The organism is Acetobacteraceae bacterium (genome assembly GCA_004843165.1).
Taxonomy (GTDB): domain Bacteria; phylum Pseudomonadota; class Alphaproteobacteria; order Acetobacterales; family Acetobacteraceae.
Window position 1 is genome coordinate 1646100 of record CP039459.1, and the last position, 16776, is coordinate 1662875.

Genomic DNA, 16776 nt, shown 5'->3' on the forward strand with positions numbered 1-16776 from the left:
AAAAGAGATGAATGATTTGTTTGGAGAGGCGGATAATGGATCAAAAATTTCTTCCGAATCTTTTTTAGGCGGCAAAGAAACAAAAGCTGGACGCCAGCCTTTGGCAGACCGTTTGCGTCCGAGAGTGCTGGAAGAGGTTTGCGGTCAGGAAGATCTTCTTGGGACAGCAGGACGTATTACCCGAATGCTGGGTAGAGGGTTTTTACCAAGTCTCATTTTATGGGGGCCTCCGGGATGTGGAAAAACAACGTTGGCACGTTTATTGGCAGAAAGAAGTGGTTTGGATTTCGTTCAAATTTCTGCTGTATTTTCAGGCGTTGCCGATTTAAGAAAAGTTTTCACGCAGGCTGAAAAAAGTGCTTCACGGGGCACATTGCTCTTCGTCGATGAAATTCATCGTTTTAACCGAGCACAGCAAGACGGGTTTTTACCTTATGTCGAAAATGGACTGATTACGCTGGTGGGAGCCACAACAGAAAATCCGTCTTTTGCCTTAAATCCGGCGCTTTTATCACGCTGTCAGGTTCTGGTGCTGAAGGCTTTAGGTGCTGATGCCATGGAGAAAATGCTCCAACGCGCAGAGGTTTTGCAAGAACAGGTTTTGCCTTTGGATGAAAATGCTCGCAAGCGTTTAATTGAAATGGCGGACGGTGATGGACGGTATTTGTTAAATCTCGCAGAACAAGTTTTTTTATTTCCGCAAGATCATCCTTTAGATGTCAAAGCATTAGAGCAGAATCTTTCCCGGCGTGCGCTTCGTTATGATAAAAGCCGGGAGGAGCATTATAATCTTATTTCAGCCTTCCATAAATCGATTAGAGGCTCAGATCCGGATGCTGCGCTTTATTGGTATGCCAGAATGATCGAGGGGGGAGAGGATCCACGTTATATTGCCCGCCGCCTTCTTGTCATTGCGAGTGAAGATGTGGGTGAGGCGGCACCGGGTGCTCTTCCGCTCGTGGTTGCTGCAACGGAAACGTATGAACGTCTGGGAAGTCCAGAGGGGGAGCTTTCACTGGCACAGGCTATCGTTCATTTGGCAACAGCGCCAAAATCGAATGCTGTTTATAAGGCGTTAAAACAGGCAAGAGCCGTTGCAAGGGAGACTGGAAGTCTGATGCCGCCGCCCCATATTCTCAATGCCCCAACCAACTTAATGAAGGCGGTTGGATATGGCGAAGGTTATCAGTATGATCACGACCAGGAAGGGGCATTTTCAGGTCAGAATTATTTTCCTAATGAGATGGCAAGAATACGTTTTTATGCCCCATCCTCACGAGGGTATGAAGTTGAAATTAATAAGCGTTTACATATTTTAGAAGAGCGCCGAGCGTTTTTACAAGATCAAGCGCGGCGACAATCAGGAAGAGAATAATCCTTTTCCAAGGGTGAAAGTAAAAGAGAACATGGCAGAGCCAGAAATAAAAAAAGTTATCGCAGATGAGGAAAATATTCGTTTAGATCGTTGGGTCAGACGTTATTTCCCAGATCTTCCTCAGGGCGCAATTCAAAAATTTTGCCGTAAGGGCGAGATTCGTGTGAATGGCAAAAAAGCAGAGACGAAAACACGTCTCTCAGAAGGGGATGAGGTAAAAATTCCTCAGATTAAGCGGGAATTCGGGACAAGGGATAAAACGAAGACAATAGATCCTGAGCTGGCAGAACGTGCTAAAAAACTCATGATTTATGAAGATAAATATTTGGCGGTGATGAATAAACCTTCTGGCCTTTCAACACAGGGCGGAACAGGTCTTAAAGAGCATGTTGATTTGATGCTGGATGCGATGGTTTCAGAGGATGGGGTGCGCCCCCGTCTCGTACACCGCTTGGATAAAGATACTTCCGGCGTTTTGCTCATTGCAAAAACACCGGGCGTTGCTGCCTCGCTTGCGGAGGCTTTTCGGCAGCGTGAGGTTGAGAAAAAATATTGGGCAGTTGTTGTCGGGCGTCCTGAAGTGCCTGCCGGAAAAATTAATCAGCCTTTGGCAAAAATTGGTGCGGGTGCGGCTTCTATCATGGCACCTGTTCGTTTAAAGGAAGAGGGCGCATTATATGCTGTCAGCTTTTATGAGACATTGGATCATGCCGGTAAAAAATTTGCATGGCTGGAACTTTCACCAGAGACAGGCCGGACGCATCAATTAAGGGTGCATTGTGAAGTCATTGAAACACCAATTTTGGGAGACCCTCGCTACGGTGGTGAAAAGGCGCATCAAGATGGTTTTATTGACAGGCTCCATTTGCATGCACGGTTTTTAGATTTTCCACATCCTAAAGGGGGGCGCTTGCAGGTGACGGCTCCGCTACCGCCGCACATGGTTGACACATTTAAACAGCTTGGATTTTGCGCCGGGCAGACGCCAAAGCCAAGGCGGGAAAAATAAAAGGAAGATGAGATGAAGAAGGCAAAGTCGATTGGGTTTGGTCTGTTAGGACTATCGGTTCTCGGCCTATGGCTTGAGGGGGGGCGTCTTGTTAATCCAGAGACATTGTGGGATGGGTTACAGACTTCTTTATCTAAATCTACAGGTTTGGAATGGCATGCAGGCCATGTTGAAATGACCCTTTTTCCGAGACCTGCGATTGAAATTCATAATTTAGAAGGGGGCATTCCAGGTGCAATCCCTCTTGTCAGTGCGGAAAAAACATATGCTAAACTTTCCGTAATGACCTTGCTGGGTTATGGCATGAACATTCCATCGCTGACCTTGGACCGGGCAATCATTGCTTATGATGGTCACCCGTTACAGATCAGAATGGCTATGAAGGGGAAACCTTCTTTTTGGCAGAAATCGTCTCAGACGACTGAAAATGTGAATGCGGTAACCTCGCAGGAAGTCTCTCCGGCATTGATCAATGCGCCTTTTTTAACGCATTCTAAAATTTCTATTGGCAAAATTGCGCTGCATGACAGTTTAATTAAATGGAAAAATACGGTTGTGCGTCCGGGAGATGCCCCCGTTGCGGGTACTTTGCCGGTTAAAAATTTAGAACTTAATCATATTGCCTCTGCACATCCGTCTTTCTTTATCGAATCTCCAGAAATTGCAGGGAAAAGACAGGCTTGGGCGGTCGAAGGGCATTCCGGCGCTTTGTCTGAAATTCCTGATTTGCTCGTTGCGCATACAGATCCGGGGAAACGCCCGCCATGGCCTTTCTTTCTCAAATTCACCTTTCCACACCGTCAAACGGCGAAGTTGACGGCAAAAGAAGATTTTCTTTCTGTTGACGGGACGATCCCATTTTTGGGTGATGGCGGACAAAGTACATTACTTGTCAGGGCAGATTTGCAATCTCTTTCAGATTTCAAAAGAATTTATCCTGAAGTTTCGGTGCCTGCTCTAAAAGACCTTTCAGGGCAAGCCAGTTTTCATTTGGTCAGGAACGATGATAAGCCGATTGTGATGCTTTCTGCCATAGATATGAACATTGCACATTCAAAGATTTCCCTTTTGTCGGAGATGGCAGATCGTTTATCTCAAGATGCTGGAGAGGCTGTTAGAAAAGCGGCTTCCAGTGCTATTTTGAGAAATCTTCAGATAAATAATCTGCAATTTCATTTAGATGAGGGACAGCCTTCTCTGCTTATCGATTCAGAAACGCAGGGCAAGGGAGGAAATTGGCAGATTCATCTTGCATTGCCAGCAAATCTTTTCTCATCTCTTCCTATAAAAAATGAAAATATTTATGAGCTCTCGGTAAGGCCTGGCTCAATGAAAGCGACGGCGCAACAAAATGCGCAAAATCCTGATAGGGATATTCCAGCAGGTTTTCATCTTTCGGGAACGGTGTCTCCAACAGAAATATCGGGATCGCTGTCGGGTGTTTCTCCGGCAATGCCCGTTGTCGCTCTTGGAGGCGGCTGGTCTTTGGCGGATGATGTTGGACGTGAACTTTCCATTCTTCATGGGGTTTCCATGTCGGGAGATTTCCATTTTACCCATTCCTTAGGCGATAAAAAATGGAATGCCTTTATTCATAATGGTTCTTTTTCAAGTGATGAATTAAGCTTTCAGACAGAGCTTGTCGCTGGCCCTGAAAATGGATCGGCGCAATGGAAGCTTGGGGGAACGCTTGATATTGCTCAAGCGCACCTCATTTCAGGGAACCTTAAAGCGATAGGAAAAAAATTAGATTCTCAGAAAAGGGCATCCGTAGCGACACCCAAAGCCTCAGATATGCAATCTGATGATGAGACGATCAAAGTGATGGAAGCTGCACGTGAAAGTGCTATTTCAAATGCTTCGGCAACATCAGCAGATCTTACCTTAACGGCTAAAGATTTTTCTGTTGATGATGTCTCTTACCACGATTTAGCAGCGCATTTAATTTCGCATAATGGCGCAACACATTTTGAAATCACAAAAGGGATTGGCGATAATCAGGCGCTTTCTGGTCGTTTAGACGTTACGAAACAGGATAAAAATTATCATTTTTCGATGCAAGCCAGTCCAATGATTTTGCCGTCTCAACTTCTCTTTGAAACTTTTGGGGCTCCGGCTATCCTTTCAGGCGCTTCCGAATTGGTTGGACATCTGGAAGGGCAGGGAAATGATCTCAATGCTATCCTTTCAACTCTGACAGGTAAACTTGGGGCGTCCACGATTGACAGTTCTCTTAAACGTCAGATTTTAGTGGATTTGGCGGGTCCTTTGAGAGCGATCTTTAAGCTGGGAAGTAAAGACATTCCACTGCGCTGTGCGGCTGCGGCGGCAAGCTTTAATAATGGTCGTGGGGATATTTCTGCCTTTGGTTTTGAGGCAAATCATTTAAGCCTTACGGGAAATGGTTGGATTTCGCCTCTTCAGCAATCCCTTGATCTGCGTTTGAATCCCCAAATGAGTTATGCGGGCGAGGTGGTCAATTCACCATTAGAAGTCAGCGGCGAGTTTGGCGATTTAAAAACGGTTGTCTTACGTGCAAGTGGCGGCCCCTTAGGTCTGCAACTTGGCGGTGGCAATAATAGCGATAACTGCAAATCTCTTCTTTCCGCAGCAAGAATGGGCATTCCCGGCCCTGAACCCAAAGAAGCAGAGGGCGACAATAAAGGAGAAAAAGTTGCCAGCGGCTTATTGCGGATCTTAGGCCTGTAATTTCTCCAAAGAATGAAAACGAAAAAGGGCTTTTGAATTTTTCAAAAGCCCTTTTTTTAAATATCAAGAAAGCGCTCTAGAAATTCAGAGAGTTTTTGTAATACTCTTTTTTTATTTTCAGCAGATGGATTGTTTTTTGAAAAACGGGATTGGGGAGGTAAAATTTTTGCAAGTCCCGTACCAAATTCAGGAACAATACCTTGTATAAAGGCATCTTTGATAAACTCATGCGTTAGTTCTGGTTTGAGACGCTCCTCTTTAATAATCTCCTCAAGTTCTTCTTCTTTTTTTAGATCAATATATATTTGCCATTTTTTTGGGATATCATCCTCAGAAGAGATTTTAGACATAAAATCATTAATAAGCTCTCTTTTGTTGCGAAGAGAAGGGTTTGCATTAACAAGTTTTGTAATGTTTTCTTTAAGAGCAGCATTCTTATTTTCTTTAAGATATTCTTCAACAAGTTTTAAAATATAATCAATATTGATCTCAACTTGTTTTAAAAGTTCAATCTCAAAAGTAATACCTTCTAAAGGGATATCTGTGTCGCTGTCAGTGTTAGACTGCTGTTTGAATATTTCATAAAGGTCTAAATAACGGCTACGGTAATCTTGAAGTTCTGCAGGAGAGAGAAAAGTATCCGCATCAAATTCATCGAAGCTTTTTAAAATATTAAGAAGCTTTAAAATTTTTCCAAAAAGCTGGATAAAATCTTTTTGTTTTGTTTCCCCAATGATTTCCATATTAAGAGGGAAGTTCTTTAAAAGTATGTCAATATGACTTTGATATTCTTCTAAAAAGTGAGCATAGGGTTTTAGAATTGCAAACTCGATAGCCTCTTTATTCCCAAAGATTTGAAGCGCCTCATTGGTTGCATTTTCTAGATCTCGAAAAGTAATAATATTCCCAAATTGCTTAACCGAATTTAAAATGCGGTTAGTTCTGGAGTAGGCTTGAATAAGCCCATGATATTTAAGATTTTTATCGACCCATAATGTATTTAAACATGGCGCATCAAACCCTGTTAAAAACATGTTTACAACGATAACAAGATCTAAATCGCCATCTTTTAAACGCTGGGAAAGATTTTTATAATAATCTGAGAAGCCTGAGCCGGAATTATAATTTGTTTGGAACATCTCATTATAATCGGCAATAACCTGATCTAAGAAATCACGGGAAGAGCCGTCTAAACCTTCGGTGCCGTCTGAATTCTCTTCCTCGGCTTCATTTGGGGCGTAAGAATAAATCATTCCAATTTTTAATTTTTTGTCAGAGGGAAGATTTTCCTGCTGATGCTTAAATTCTTCATAATAAAGACGGGCTGCTTTAATAGAGGCGGTCGCAAAAAGGGCATTAAAGCCTGTCCGTCTTTTCGCCTCGTATTTATAAGATTTATTTCGATAGGTTTTGGTCTGAAAATTTTCTAAAATATAAGAGGTTATTTGCGAAATGCGCTCAGACGCTAGAAAAATTTCTTCATTTTCTTTGGTAGGCGGCTCATCCTCGGTTTCATACGCTTTTTTAACTGTACTGTGATAGCTGACCTTAAAGCCTAGAACATTTTTATCTTTAATCGCATCAACAATCGTATAGGCATGAAGGCGATCGCCGAAAACCTGCATTGTTGTGGCAATGTTAGGGCTTCCCCCTTTCTTCTGATTAAGATTAAAAATAGGCGTGCCCGTAAAACCAAAAAGATGGTAATTCTTAAAGAATTTTGTAATGTCTCTATGCATTTCTCCAAATTGAGAACGGTGACATTCATCAAAAATCAGAGCGATTTTTTGATGTTTGATCGGATGGTTTTTGTCGGATTTAATAAAATGACTGAGCTTTTGAATGGTTGTGACAATGATTTTTGCCGATGGTTTTTCAAGCTGTTCTTTTAAAATTTTTGTGGATGCGTTGGCGTTTGCCGCCCCCTTTTCGAAACGGTCATATTCTTTCATTGTCTGATAATCAAGATCTTTGCGATCTACGACAAATAAAACTTTGTCGATTTCATCCATTTTGCAGGCGAGCTGTGCCGCCTTGAAACTGGTTAAGGTTTTGCCGCTTCCGGTTGTGTGCCAAATATAACCGCCTGTTTTTGCGTTTTTTGACTGGGGATTGTTCGCGGCTGTTTTAATACGGCTTAAAATTTGCTCGGTTGCGGCAATCTGATAGGGACGCATAACCAAAAGGCGATCTTGAGCATCCAAAACACAATATCTTGTTAAAATATTTAACAGCGTGTGTTTAGCAAAAAAAGTTTTGGTGAAATCCTCTAAATCTAAAATATTTTTATTGTGGAAATCGGCCCAGTTAGAGGTAAAGGCAAAAGAGTTGGAAGATTGTTTGGGCTGTTTTGTCACCTTGTTTTGGGCCTCGATTGATCCTAAACGGGTTGTATTGCTGTAATATTTCGTGTCTGTGCCGTTTGAAATAACAAAAAGTTGTACATACTGAAAAAGACCGGACCCCTCCCAGAAACTTTCTCTTTGATAGCGGTTAATCTGGTTAAAAGCCTGCCGGATGGCAATACCGCGCCGTTTTAACTCCACATGCACAATCGGCAAGCCATTAAGTAAAATTGTGACATCGTAACGATGCGATCGTTTTTCGCCCTCGGAACGATATTGGTTAATGACTTGGAGCTTATTTCGATGAAGATTTTTCTTATCAATGAGATGGATATTGCGATCATAGCCATCTTCGCCCTCTAGGATTTGTGCGGTATTTTCGAGCTGAAGCATTTTTGTTTTTTCTAAAATGCCGGCGTTCGGGCGAGAAAGCTTATTTTTAAAAAATTCGTCCCATTCTAAATCGGTAAATTGAAATTTGTTTAATTTTTCGAGTTGCAGACGTAGATTTTGGATTAAATCGGCCTCTGTGCTAATTGGGAGAAATTCATAGCCTTGCTCTTGGAGTTGCTGAATAAAAGTCTTTTCAAGCTCATCTTCAGATTGGTGGCCTTCTCGTTTGTGCGCAGAGGGTTCAAACTTTCCAACCAAAGTACTCTCATCAGAGGCTGCAATCATTTCAATCGCAGAGGTGGAAAATAAATTTTCGAAGGTTGGATTTTCTTGAGTCATTTAGGAAGCTTTTTTGAAAGATGAATAGTGGAACTTTTGGATGAAATGATTAAAAGCATTTGTAAAAATCTCTCTATCTTCTGGGCTTAAAAAATCTGTTTCACTTTCAGAAAGAGAGCCGTGACTATGGTGATTGATTCTTTTTGTAATTTCTAATTGTTGAATTTTATCTGAGCTGGACTCAGATAAAAGGGTTTTCCAACGATCATGACCCAAGAAATTAGCTGTTTTTTCTAAAAGGGTACGAAAAAGATTAAAATGATATTTTTTAAGATTGTCTTGTAGAATTGCTTTTTCTATCTCCAAAAGAATGGCGTGATGATAGAGAAAAGGGGAATCATTCTTTTGTGCTATAAAATTTATAGCGTTGTTTTCTCTAGTGCAGATAAAGGCATGCTCTTTAGCTCCATGTTCTGCGTATAAAATATTAAAAAATAGGGGATGATGCGTAGAGATAAGAAATTTTAAGCTCTTTGTTTTTTTTATAAGGGCAGATAATTTAAGGGCAATTGTAATAATACGCCCCTCATCCATCGAAGAGACAGGATCATCAATAAGGATATATTTAATTTTTTTAAATACCTCATCTTCTTTTTGTGACTCCTCCAGATTTTCTAAGAGTGTATAAAAAATACTCCAGATAAAGACGCTTTCTTCTCCTCTAGAGATTTTTATACTTTGAGAAGCTGTGTCATCCCCCGTATTAAAGTCAAAGGAAACATGCCCTTCTAAAAAATTAAAAGAAGGTTCTAATTTAGAGGTAATGATGCTCTTAAAATTTTTAGAAATACGATTTTCTAAACCTTGCTCTTCAATAGTTTTCAATAGCCAAGATGATTTATTAAAGCCTAAGAGAGATTGTTCGTTGTCCCAATGAAATAAATCTTCCGTAAAGGCATTATAATAAAGTGTTTCTTCTGGTCTATCTTCATAAAATAACTTTGATAACTGTGTTTTGCCCGTGCCATTGAATGCATATAAAAGCGTGACTTTGGAAGTCATTTTCTTTTTAATTTCGTGTAAAGCATTCTCAAACATTTTAGACAGCCTCTTTAAAAGTTAAGAGCCTATCTCTGTAATATTCATATTGTTGGCGTCTTGCCTTAATTTCAGCAGGCAGGCCGTGAGAGATGTCATTCACCAGCGCATCAAACCGATCCAAAATAGCGACAATGCGTTCTTGTTCCAAAAGTGAGGGAATGGGAAGTTTTAAGTTTTTTAAATTCTCTTGATTGAGTTTTGGAGGTAATCCTTGAACCCATTGGCGAATATTTATCATCTGGGCTAGGTGGTATAAATAACGTAGGTTCAATCCCTGCTTAGCGGATAAAACATGAACGTGATTATTCGCCCAGAACTTCCCTGTGGCCCAGTTTACAATTGGTGTACCTCTATCTGTCATGACGCTTCCATCCTCCCCGATAAGAAGAAAATTCCCATCAAAAATATAATTTTCTACCCAATCTTGAATACCATTAGCGCCATAATAGGGGAAATCCCCAGCTACTCTTTGAGAGCGCGTGATAGGGCGTCTTTTTGAATCTAAGATGTTGCAAACTTCACTCAAGAGTTTTATGCTTGCTTGACTTGTGTCTGAATTATAACTGAAGCTTAAAAGTTGTTCTCGGTAATAATGATACTGCTTTTTGCGTGCTTCCAGCTCCGCTTCCAGCTCCGCTTCCAGCTCTGTAAACTGATCAAGGATAGCGGCAATCTCTTCTTGAACTTCGAGAGGGGGGATAGGAAAGGGAAATTGCTTAAATCCGTTCATATCAACAGAAGCAAAACTAGATTTTGTCGTATTTTTTAGGCACCATTCATCAAGGAGAAAACAGTAATAGAAAATAAATTTGATATGAAATGATTTTAAAAATTTTGATTTTAAAGTAAGCGAAGTAAAGCGTTGATTACACAGGTATGGAACGGTAATAAGCGCATGTTCACCAATTGTTGCGCTGGTGGCAATAATAATTGAGTTTTTAGGAAATAATTTTCCACCTTTTACAGCTTCTTTTGTTATTTTTAGCAGTGAATTATTGAGAATATGACCATTTTTTCGTAAATCATCCATTCTAAACCAAGGAACATCACCATCAACCCAGTAATTTTGATTGCTTTTCGATGGGGTATAGCCGTTTCGTATAGTAAAAATTTCTGAAATACTTTTGAATTCAACCCCATTCGGGCAATGTTTTTGAATGAGCTGTTCAATCTTATTCATGCGCTTGCCTCTTCTAGATCGGCGACAATCGCATCTATTGCACTTCTAAGTTTGGATTGCTTTTTCACAATCTCTTCAATCTCTTGATTAAGAATTTTAATATCAATCTTTTCCCGTAAATCCTCAGCCTCGACATAGGAGGAAACTGAAAGGTTAACTTCATTTTCTAAAATTTGATCATTCGGCACCAATTTGGCGAAATGGGGGATATCTACTCTTTTTTCTAAAGCCTCTAAAATTTTTCCCTGATGTTTCTTTAAAAGGATATTTTTATTGCCTGAGCGGGAAAATTCGGAACTCGCATCAACAAAAAGCGTCTGATTGTCTGTTTTTGATTTTTTTAACGTGATGATGCAGGTGGCAATCGTCGTTCCGAAAAATAAATCGGGAGGAAGCTGAATAACGGAATCAATATAATTATTCTCAATTAAATATTGCCTGATTTTCTTTTCCGTACCGGATCGGTACAAAACCCCGGGGAACTCGACAATCGCCGCGGTTCCTGCGGTGGAAAGCCAGCTTAAAATATGCATCGTAAAGGCTAAATCTGCCTTGCTTTTCGGTGCAAGAACACCGGCAGGCGCAAACCGCCTGTCATTGATTAAAATCGGGTTACTGTCGCCCTCCCATTTGGTCGAATAGGGCGGATTGGAAACAATCGCATCAAAAGGCTGATCATCCCAATGTTTAGGCTCTATTAGCGTATCGCCATAGGCAATATGAAAATGTTCAAAGCCAATCTCATGCAAAATCATATTCATACGACATAAATTATAGGTCGTTAAATTAACTTCCTGCCCGTAATAGCCCGATTTAATTTTGCTTTTGCCGAGGATTTTAGAAAATTTCAAAAGAAGAGAGCCGGAACCGCACGCAGGATCATAAACTTTATTCAGGCTTTTTCGGCCATTTAAGGCAATATTCGCTAAAAGCTCAGAAACCTCTTGTGGCGTAAAGAATTCTCCGCCCGATTTTCCCGCATTGGCGGCATACATTTTAATGAGATATTCATAGGCATCCCCGAAAACATCAATCTCATGGGCATTTTTGCCGGTGAAATTCCCTAATTCCAGATCACCGATTTCCGTTAAAAGCTTGCGAAGTTTCTCATTTTTTTTAGAGACATTTTCGCCTAATTTAGGACTGTTTGTATCAAAATCCCGAAAGAGGTCTTTAAAATTCTCTTCGCTGGGTGTGCCGATGGCGGAGCCTTCAATATCTCTAAAAATATTGCCAAGCGTAATGTTAAAATCATTGTCTTTTTCGGCATTTTTTAAAACATTGTAAAAAAGCTGGCTCGGCAGGATAAAAAAGCCTTTTTCCGCCACGATCTCGGCTTTGATCGGCAAAGCCTCCACATCGGAAAGTGTCGCATAGTCAAAGTCTGCATTACCTGCCTGATGCTCGGCAATATTTAGATATTTAGTGAGATTCTCGGAAAGAAAACGATAAAATAATGTACCTAAAACGTAATTTTTAAAATCCCAGCCATCGACTTGACCTCGTAAATCATTTGCAATTTTCCATATTGTATTATGGAGTGAATCTCGTTCTTTTTGTCTATTTGTCATGGCTTAGTTTTCTTCAATATCTGGTAATAAAACGGAAACCGTTGCAAAGCAGGCAATCCCTTCTTTACGTCCTGTAAAGCCTAATTTTTCCGTTGTGGTGGCTTTCAAAGAGATGCGTTTTGGCGAAACATCCATAATTTCTGCCATTTTTTGCATCATTTTTTCCGCATGGGGGCTAATTTTGGGCGCTTCGCAAATTAAGGTGATATCGGCATTGATAAGGCGTCCGTTTTTTTGGCGGAGAAAATCGATGGCATGTTCTAAAAATTGGCGGGAATTCGCAGATTTCCATTGATTGTCCGAAGGGGGAAAATGGCGTCCGATATCGCCTTCATTCATTGCGCCGTACAACGCATCGCAAAGTGCATGAAGGACGACATCGGCATCAGAATGTCCTGCTAAGCCATGCGTATGGGGCACTTCAACACCGCCAAGCATAAGGGGGCGGCCGGCTTCAAAAGCATGAACGTCATAACCATTGCCAATATGTGGCAGGAGAGGGGCTGGGGAAGATGTCTGGCTAAACATTGTTTTTAAAAAATTTAAATCCTCTTCGACAGTGACTTTAATATTGCGTTCGCTGCCCTCAACGACTTTAGTTTCAAAACCGGCAGCTTCTAAAAGGGCAATATCATCAGTGCATTTATTGTTATTGTCTTTGCGGTGAAGATCAAGGAAAAGCTGAAAATGAAATCCTTGCGGTGTCTGCGCACGGCGTAAATTGTCCCTTTCAACCGTAGCGACGATGACATCATTTTCAACCCGTTTAATGGTATCTGTGACTTTTCGAGCTGGAATGGCACCGTAATAATCGTTTAAAGCTTCAAGGACATTTTCAATACAGGCAGAAGGAACCAAGGGTCTTGCGCCGTCATGAATGAGGACAAGATCGGGGGTTTTAGAAAGACGTGAAAGCGCTTCTAAACCATTACGAACACTATCTTGGCGTTCTGTACCGCCAGAAACAGGCGGTAGAATTTTTTTGTCTTTTGGGAGAGTCGCAACAAGTTTTTCACGATCTCCAACAGGCTGAATCAGATCGACATAAGGCAAAAGCGCCTCAGCGGCATGATGAATAATGGGTTTACCATTGAGGAGAAGATATTGCTTAGGAAGACTGGCATTTTCTGTGTTGAGAGGGCTCTTGAGACTTTCTTTAAACCGTTTTCCCGTTCCGCCGCCGAGGAGAATAGCAGCAATATAAGGTTTGGAAGGCAAGGCAGGGGGAGCGGATGTCATGGCGTATCTTTTCCTAAATTCTCTATAAGATTCTTTGGGTTATGGTTCTATAATGCTTATCTTGAAACCTCATCGGAAGTATAATTCTTTTTTTATTTAGATGAGTGCTTGAGTGATGGCTCTTTTTTTTATAGATTAAATAGACTAAGATTTCTTAAAAGAAGCGTTTTTCTCTGGTTATGAAATTAGCGGATGTAGTTCAATGGTAGAACGGTAGCTTCCCAAGCTGCATACGGGGGTTCGATTCCCCTCATCCGCTCCATTTTCTCCAGCTTTGAGCAATCATAAGGCAGGCATGAAAAGACATTTAAAGAAGATTGGGGCAGCCACGCTTCTGGCCCTTACAATGTCTGGCTGCACCACCAATATTTTTCGTCCGAAGACGACTTTAATTTATGAGGATACGCCTTACCCTTGTCAGGTTCCGCATGGCATTGAGTTTGGTAATCTTATGGATGGTAGCGATCCGTTAGGTCTTGCAACGCTTGATATCGATAATGTTTTATCGCTCCCGATTACAGCCATTTTAGCCTCTATTAAGGTGCAGAAGCTTAAAAAACAACTCCCCGCCTGTAAGGCACGTGCAGAGGCCTTTATTGCGCAACGGGAAAAAGAGAACGAAGCGTGCCTAACACAATATAATGCAAATTGCCCCCGCTTACTCTACAATGATGGGCACTAAAAAGGCGGATTAAAAATGGTAGAACCATCCAAAAATTTTGAAGAAATTTCTTTGCTCTTAAAGCGGTATGGCGGGCTTATTCCACGCTATACCAGCTATCCGACAGCCGCACAGTTTGTTCCAGTTGCAGAGAGCAACAAGATTGAAACTTGGATTAGGGATTTGCCTAAGGGAGAGCCAATTTCTCTTTATTTTCATGTGCCTTTTTGTGATGAGCTTTGCAGTTTCTGTGCCTGTAATACGTCTGTTGTTCGGCATCAAGAGACACGTGAGGCCTATGCAGATCTGTTGCTATCAGAACTTGAACGTGTGGCAGCTTTGGCCGGAAAAGAGCATATCGTGACGCATCTTCATTGGGGAGGTGGGACACCAACAACGCTTCCCAAAGAGGCTTTGGCAAGCGTTATGGGAAAAGTCGCTCAATATTTTCAAATTGATCCGAAGGCGGAACTTTCCATTGAGCTTGATCCTCGCAATATCCCTCAAGGATGTGCCACCTATCTGAGAGAGATCGGTTTTAACCGTGTTAGTCTAGGGGTTCAAGATATTGATCCGAGCGTTCAGCAGGCTTGTGGGCGTATTCAGAGTGAAAAACAAACAGAAGATTGCGTCTCTCAAATGCGGGATGCAGGCATTGCCTCAATCAATATTGATTTGATTTATGGCCTTCCCCGTCAAACAACCGAGAGCGTTATTCACACTGCAGAAGTTATTGCTAAATTAAAGCCGGAACGTTTAGCCGTTTTTGGTTATGCCCATGTGCCGTGGAAGCAAAAACGCCAGCAGTTAATTCCAGAAGATCAGTTGCCGGGTCTTTTAGAGCGTCTTGCACAAAGGCAAGCGATTGACGAGACTTTGCGTAAAGCGGGCTATATCGCCGTTGGTTTGGATCATTATGTCCGTCCCGAAGATACAATGGCCAAAGCAGCAGAAAAGGGTGTGCTTCGTCGCAATTTTCAAGGCTATACAACAGATAATTCAGGCGTTTTGATTGGGATGGGAGCCTCTGCGATTTCAGAATTTGCACAGGGTCTCAGTCAGAATGCACCAACGGCCTCAGCCTATAAAAAGGCGATGCTAAAGGAAGGTCTTCCTGCCTATCGTGATGTTGCCCGTAGGGGAGAGGATTTATTAAGGGCCCGTATTATTGAGCGCTTGATGTGTGATTTATCTGTTAATCTGGATGATTTTGATAAGGGAAAAGATTTTTCTAATGAGCTTAAACAGCTTGATCCTATGCTGAAAGATGGATTGGTTAAGTTAGAAGGGCGGCATATTTATGTGCTGGAGAAGGGGCGGCCTTTTATTCGTAATGTGGCAGGGATTTTTGACCAATATCTCAAAGCAGAAAAAGAAGAGGGGTCCCCACGTTATTCAAGTGCTTTTTAGTGGAAGATTGTTTTTGTACTAAAAAATCTTTATCATTGGCTTTCTCTCGTGAGAAAATTTAAGCAGTGTCATTATTAACGAGAGTAATTAACGTAAATAGTTGAGGTTTCCTTTGGCAAATTCACCAGCTCTTATCAGCATTATCGTGCCGGTTTATAACGAGGCACAAAATGTTTCGAAAGTTTTCGACTCCTTGTGTCGTGCTTGGGAAGGGCGTGACGATGAATGGGAGATGATTCTTGTTGATGATAATTCTCCAGATGGCACATCAAGTGTCGCAAGAAAAATTGCTCAAGAGGATTCACGTTTACGGGTTATTCGCAGAATTGGCCGTCGTGGTTTGACATCCGCTGTTATTGAGGGAATTTTGTCTTCCTCTTCTCATTTTGTTGCGGTGATGGATGGTGACGGTCAGCATGATGAGACGATTTTACCACGCATGTTAGATGCTCTTGTTGATGGAACAGACCTTGTCGTCGGCACACGTTATGCAAAAGGTGGTGATGCATCGGGGCTTTCCGGAAAATATCGGGAATGGCTTTCAAAACTGGGAACCAAAGTGGCTCAAAAGGTTTCTGGTAAAAAATGCAGTGATCCTATGAGTGGTTTCTTTGCGGTTAAACGTGATTTAATTGAAGAAATTTTACCGTCTATGCGGACAAAAGGATTTAAAATTCTTTTTGAATTTTTAGCGAAATCTTCAGATACCTTGAGTATTCGTGAAGTGCCTTTCGTTTTTAAAGATCGTTTAGCTGGAGAAAGCAAATTAAGCTTTGGCGTTATTCAGGAAGCGATTATTCAAACCTTCGTCTTGCTTTTTAACCGTGTTAAAAGGCACCGAAATAAATTATAAAATTTTAGAGAGTTTATTTTTGAAAAAAAGATCATTTTTAGTTAGGTCCTTTTGTGGCCTAATTTTTACACTATCTCTATTTTGCCATGTCCTACCCTCTGTTGCGGTACCGGCAAAGCCTTTAAAATTAAGTCCTCAACAGACAGAAATGGCGGGATTGCTGGCAACTTACTACCGTCAAAAAGGTTGGTCTGAACATGTGGTCGCAGGGATTGTCGCAAATATTTATTTCGAGTGCTCGCTAGATCCCTCTCAGGTCAACACGAATGGCGCTTCGGGATTGGCGCAATGGCTTGGTGTTCGTAAGAAAAATTTTGTTAAGAAATATGGTGTATTGCCACATCAGGCACCTTGGAAAGATCAAGCGGATTTTATCCAGCAGGCTTTAACAGATCCGACAAGTCCTTATAAATTTGTCGGTAAAGAGTTGCTTCATTCTCAAAATGCGGCACAGGCAACTTTATATTTTGCACGTGATTATGAGGTTCCGGGACGGAACCGAAAAGAGGCAACGATTGTTGCACAAAATCGTGCCAAAATGGCGTCCCAGTTTCAGGTTCTTTTAAAGAAATTAGGAGCACATCCTAAAAAGTAAATTAAGAAAAAGCGCCTTACTTTATAGGGCGCTTTTTTTAAAAAGATTTAAATCAG

Annotated in this window: 12 protein-coding genes and 1 tRNA gene; 8 read left to right on the forward strand and 5 right to left on the reverse strand. The window is 41.4% G+C overall.

From position 1 onward, the window contains the following. Positions 1 to 7: 7 nt before the first annotated feature. Genes FAI41_07905 through FAI41_07915 form a run of 3 tightly spaced genes read left to right on the forward strand, consistent with a single transcriptional unit; the run spans position 8 to position 5093 of the window. Complete coding sequence (locus tag FAI41_07905) at positions 8 to 1375, forward strand: replication-associated recombination protein A (GenBank protein QCE33504.1); 1368 nt, start codon at positions 8 to 10, stop codon at positions 1373 to 1375. A gap of 31 nt (positions 1376 to 1406) precedes the next feature. After that, the gene (locus FAI41_07910) at positions 1407 to 2384 is read left to right on the forward strand and encodes an RluA family pseudouridine synthase (GenBank protein ID QCE33505.1); all 978 of its coding nucleotides are present in this window, start codon (positions 1407 to 1409) and stop codon (positions 2382 to 2384) included. Positions 2385 to 2396: 12 nt separating this feature from the next. After that, entirely contained in the window at positions 2397 to 5093 is a 2697-nt protein-coding gene (locus tag FAI41_07915) for an AsmA family protein (protein ID QCE33506.1), read from the forward strand. 56 nt (positions 5094 to 5149) lie between these two features. Here FAI41_07915 and FAI41_07920 read toward each other — a convergent pair whose 3' ends face one another. Genes FAI41_07920 through ispF form a run of 5 tightly spaced genes read right to left on the reverse strand, consistent with a single transcriptional unit; the run spans position 5150 to position 13201 of the window. After that, positions 5150 to 8170: a type I restriction endonuclease subunit R gene (locus FAI41_07920; protein ID QCE33507.1), complete on the reverse strand. Its 3021-nt coding sequence runs from the start codon at positions 8168 to 8170 to the stop codon at positions 5150 to 5152. Continuing rightward, entirely contained in the window at positions 8171 to 9208 is a 1038-nt protein-coding gene (locus FAI41_07925) for an anticodon nuclease (protein ID QCE33508.1), read from the reverse strand. Position 9209: 1 nt separating this feature from the next. Further along, entirely contained in the window at positions 9210 to 10391 is a 1182-nt protein-coding gene (locus tag FAI41_07930) for a restriction endonuclease subunit S (protein QCE33509.1), read from the reverse strand. Then, positions 10388 to 11962: a type I restriction-modification system subunit M gene (locus FAI41_07935; GenBank protein QCE33510.1), complete on the reverse strand. Its 1575-nt coding sequence runs from the start codon at positions 11960 to 11962 to the stop codon at positions 10388 to 10390. The genes FAI41_07930 and FAI41_07935 overlap by 4 nt, the downstream gene beginning before the upstream one ends. Before the next feature lie 3 nt (positions 11963 to 11965). After that, positions 11966 to 13201, reverse strand: a complete 1236-nt coding sequence (gene ispF, locus FAI41_07940; protein ID QCE33511.1) for a 2-C-methyl-D-erythritol 2,4-cyclodiphosphate synthase — start codon at positions 13199 to 13201, stop codon at positions 11966 to 11968. Between the two features lie 188 nt (positions 13202 to 13389). On the opposite strand from ispF, the gene FAI41_07945 reads away from it, so the two are divergent. From FAI41_07945 to FAI41_07965, 5 genes are all read left to right on the forward strand, one after another. Continuing rightward, positions 13390 to 13463: transfer RNA gene (locus tag FAI41_07945), tRNA-Gly, on the forward strand. A 33-nt stretch (positions 13464 to 13496) separates the two neighbouring features. Beyond that, positions 13497 to 13883 carry a hypothetical protein gene (locus FAI41_07950; GenBank protein QCE33512.1) on the forward strand — a complete coding sequence of 129 codons (387 nt, stop codon included), beginning with the start codon at positions 13497 to 13499 and terminating at the stop codon, positions 13881 to 13883. A gap of 15 nt (positions 13884 to 13898) precedes the next feature. Beyond that, on the forward strand, positions 13899 to 15272 hold the full coding sequence (gene hemN, locus FAI41_07955; protein QCE33513.1) for an oxygen-independent coproporphyrinogen III oxidase: 1374 nt from the start codon (positions 13899 to 13901) through the stop codon (positions 15270 to 15272). 100 nt (positions 15273 to 15372) lie between these two features. Then, positions 15373 to 16125: a polyprenol monophosphomannose synthase gene (locus FAI41_07960; GenBank protein ID QCE33514.1), complete on the forward strand. Its 753-nt coding sequence runs from the start codon at positions 15373 to 15375 to the stop codon at positions 16123 to 16125. 19 nt (positions 16126 to 16144) lie between these two features. Continuing rightward, on the forward strand, positions 16145 to 16720 hold the full coding sequence (locus FAI41_07965) for a hypothetical protein (GenBank protein QCE33515.1): 576 nt from the start codon (positions 16145 to 16147) through the stop codon (positions 16718 to 16720). Positions 16721 to 16776 lie beyond the last annotated feature (56 nt).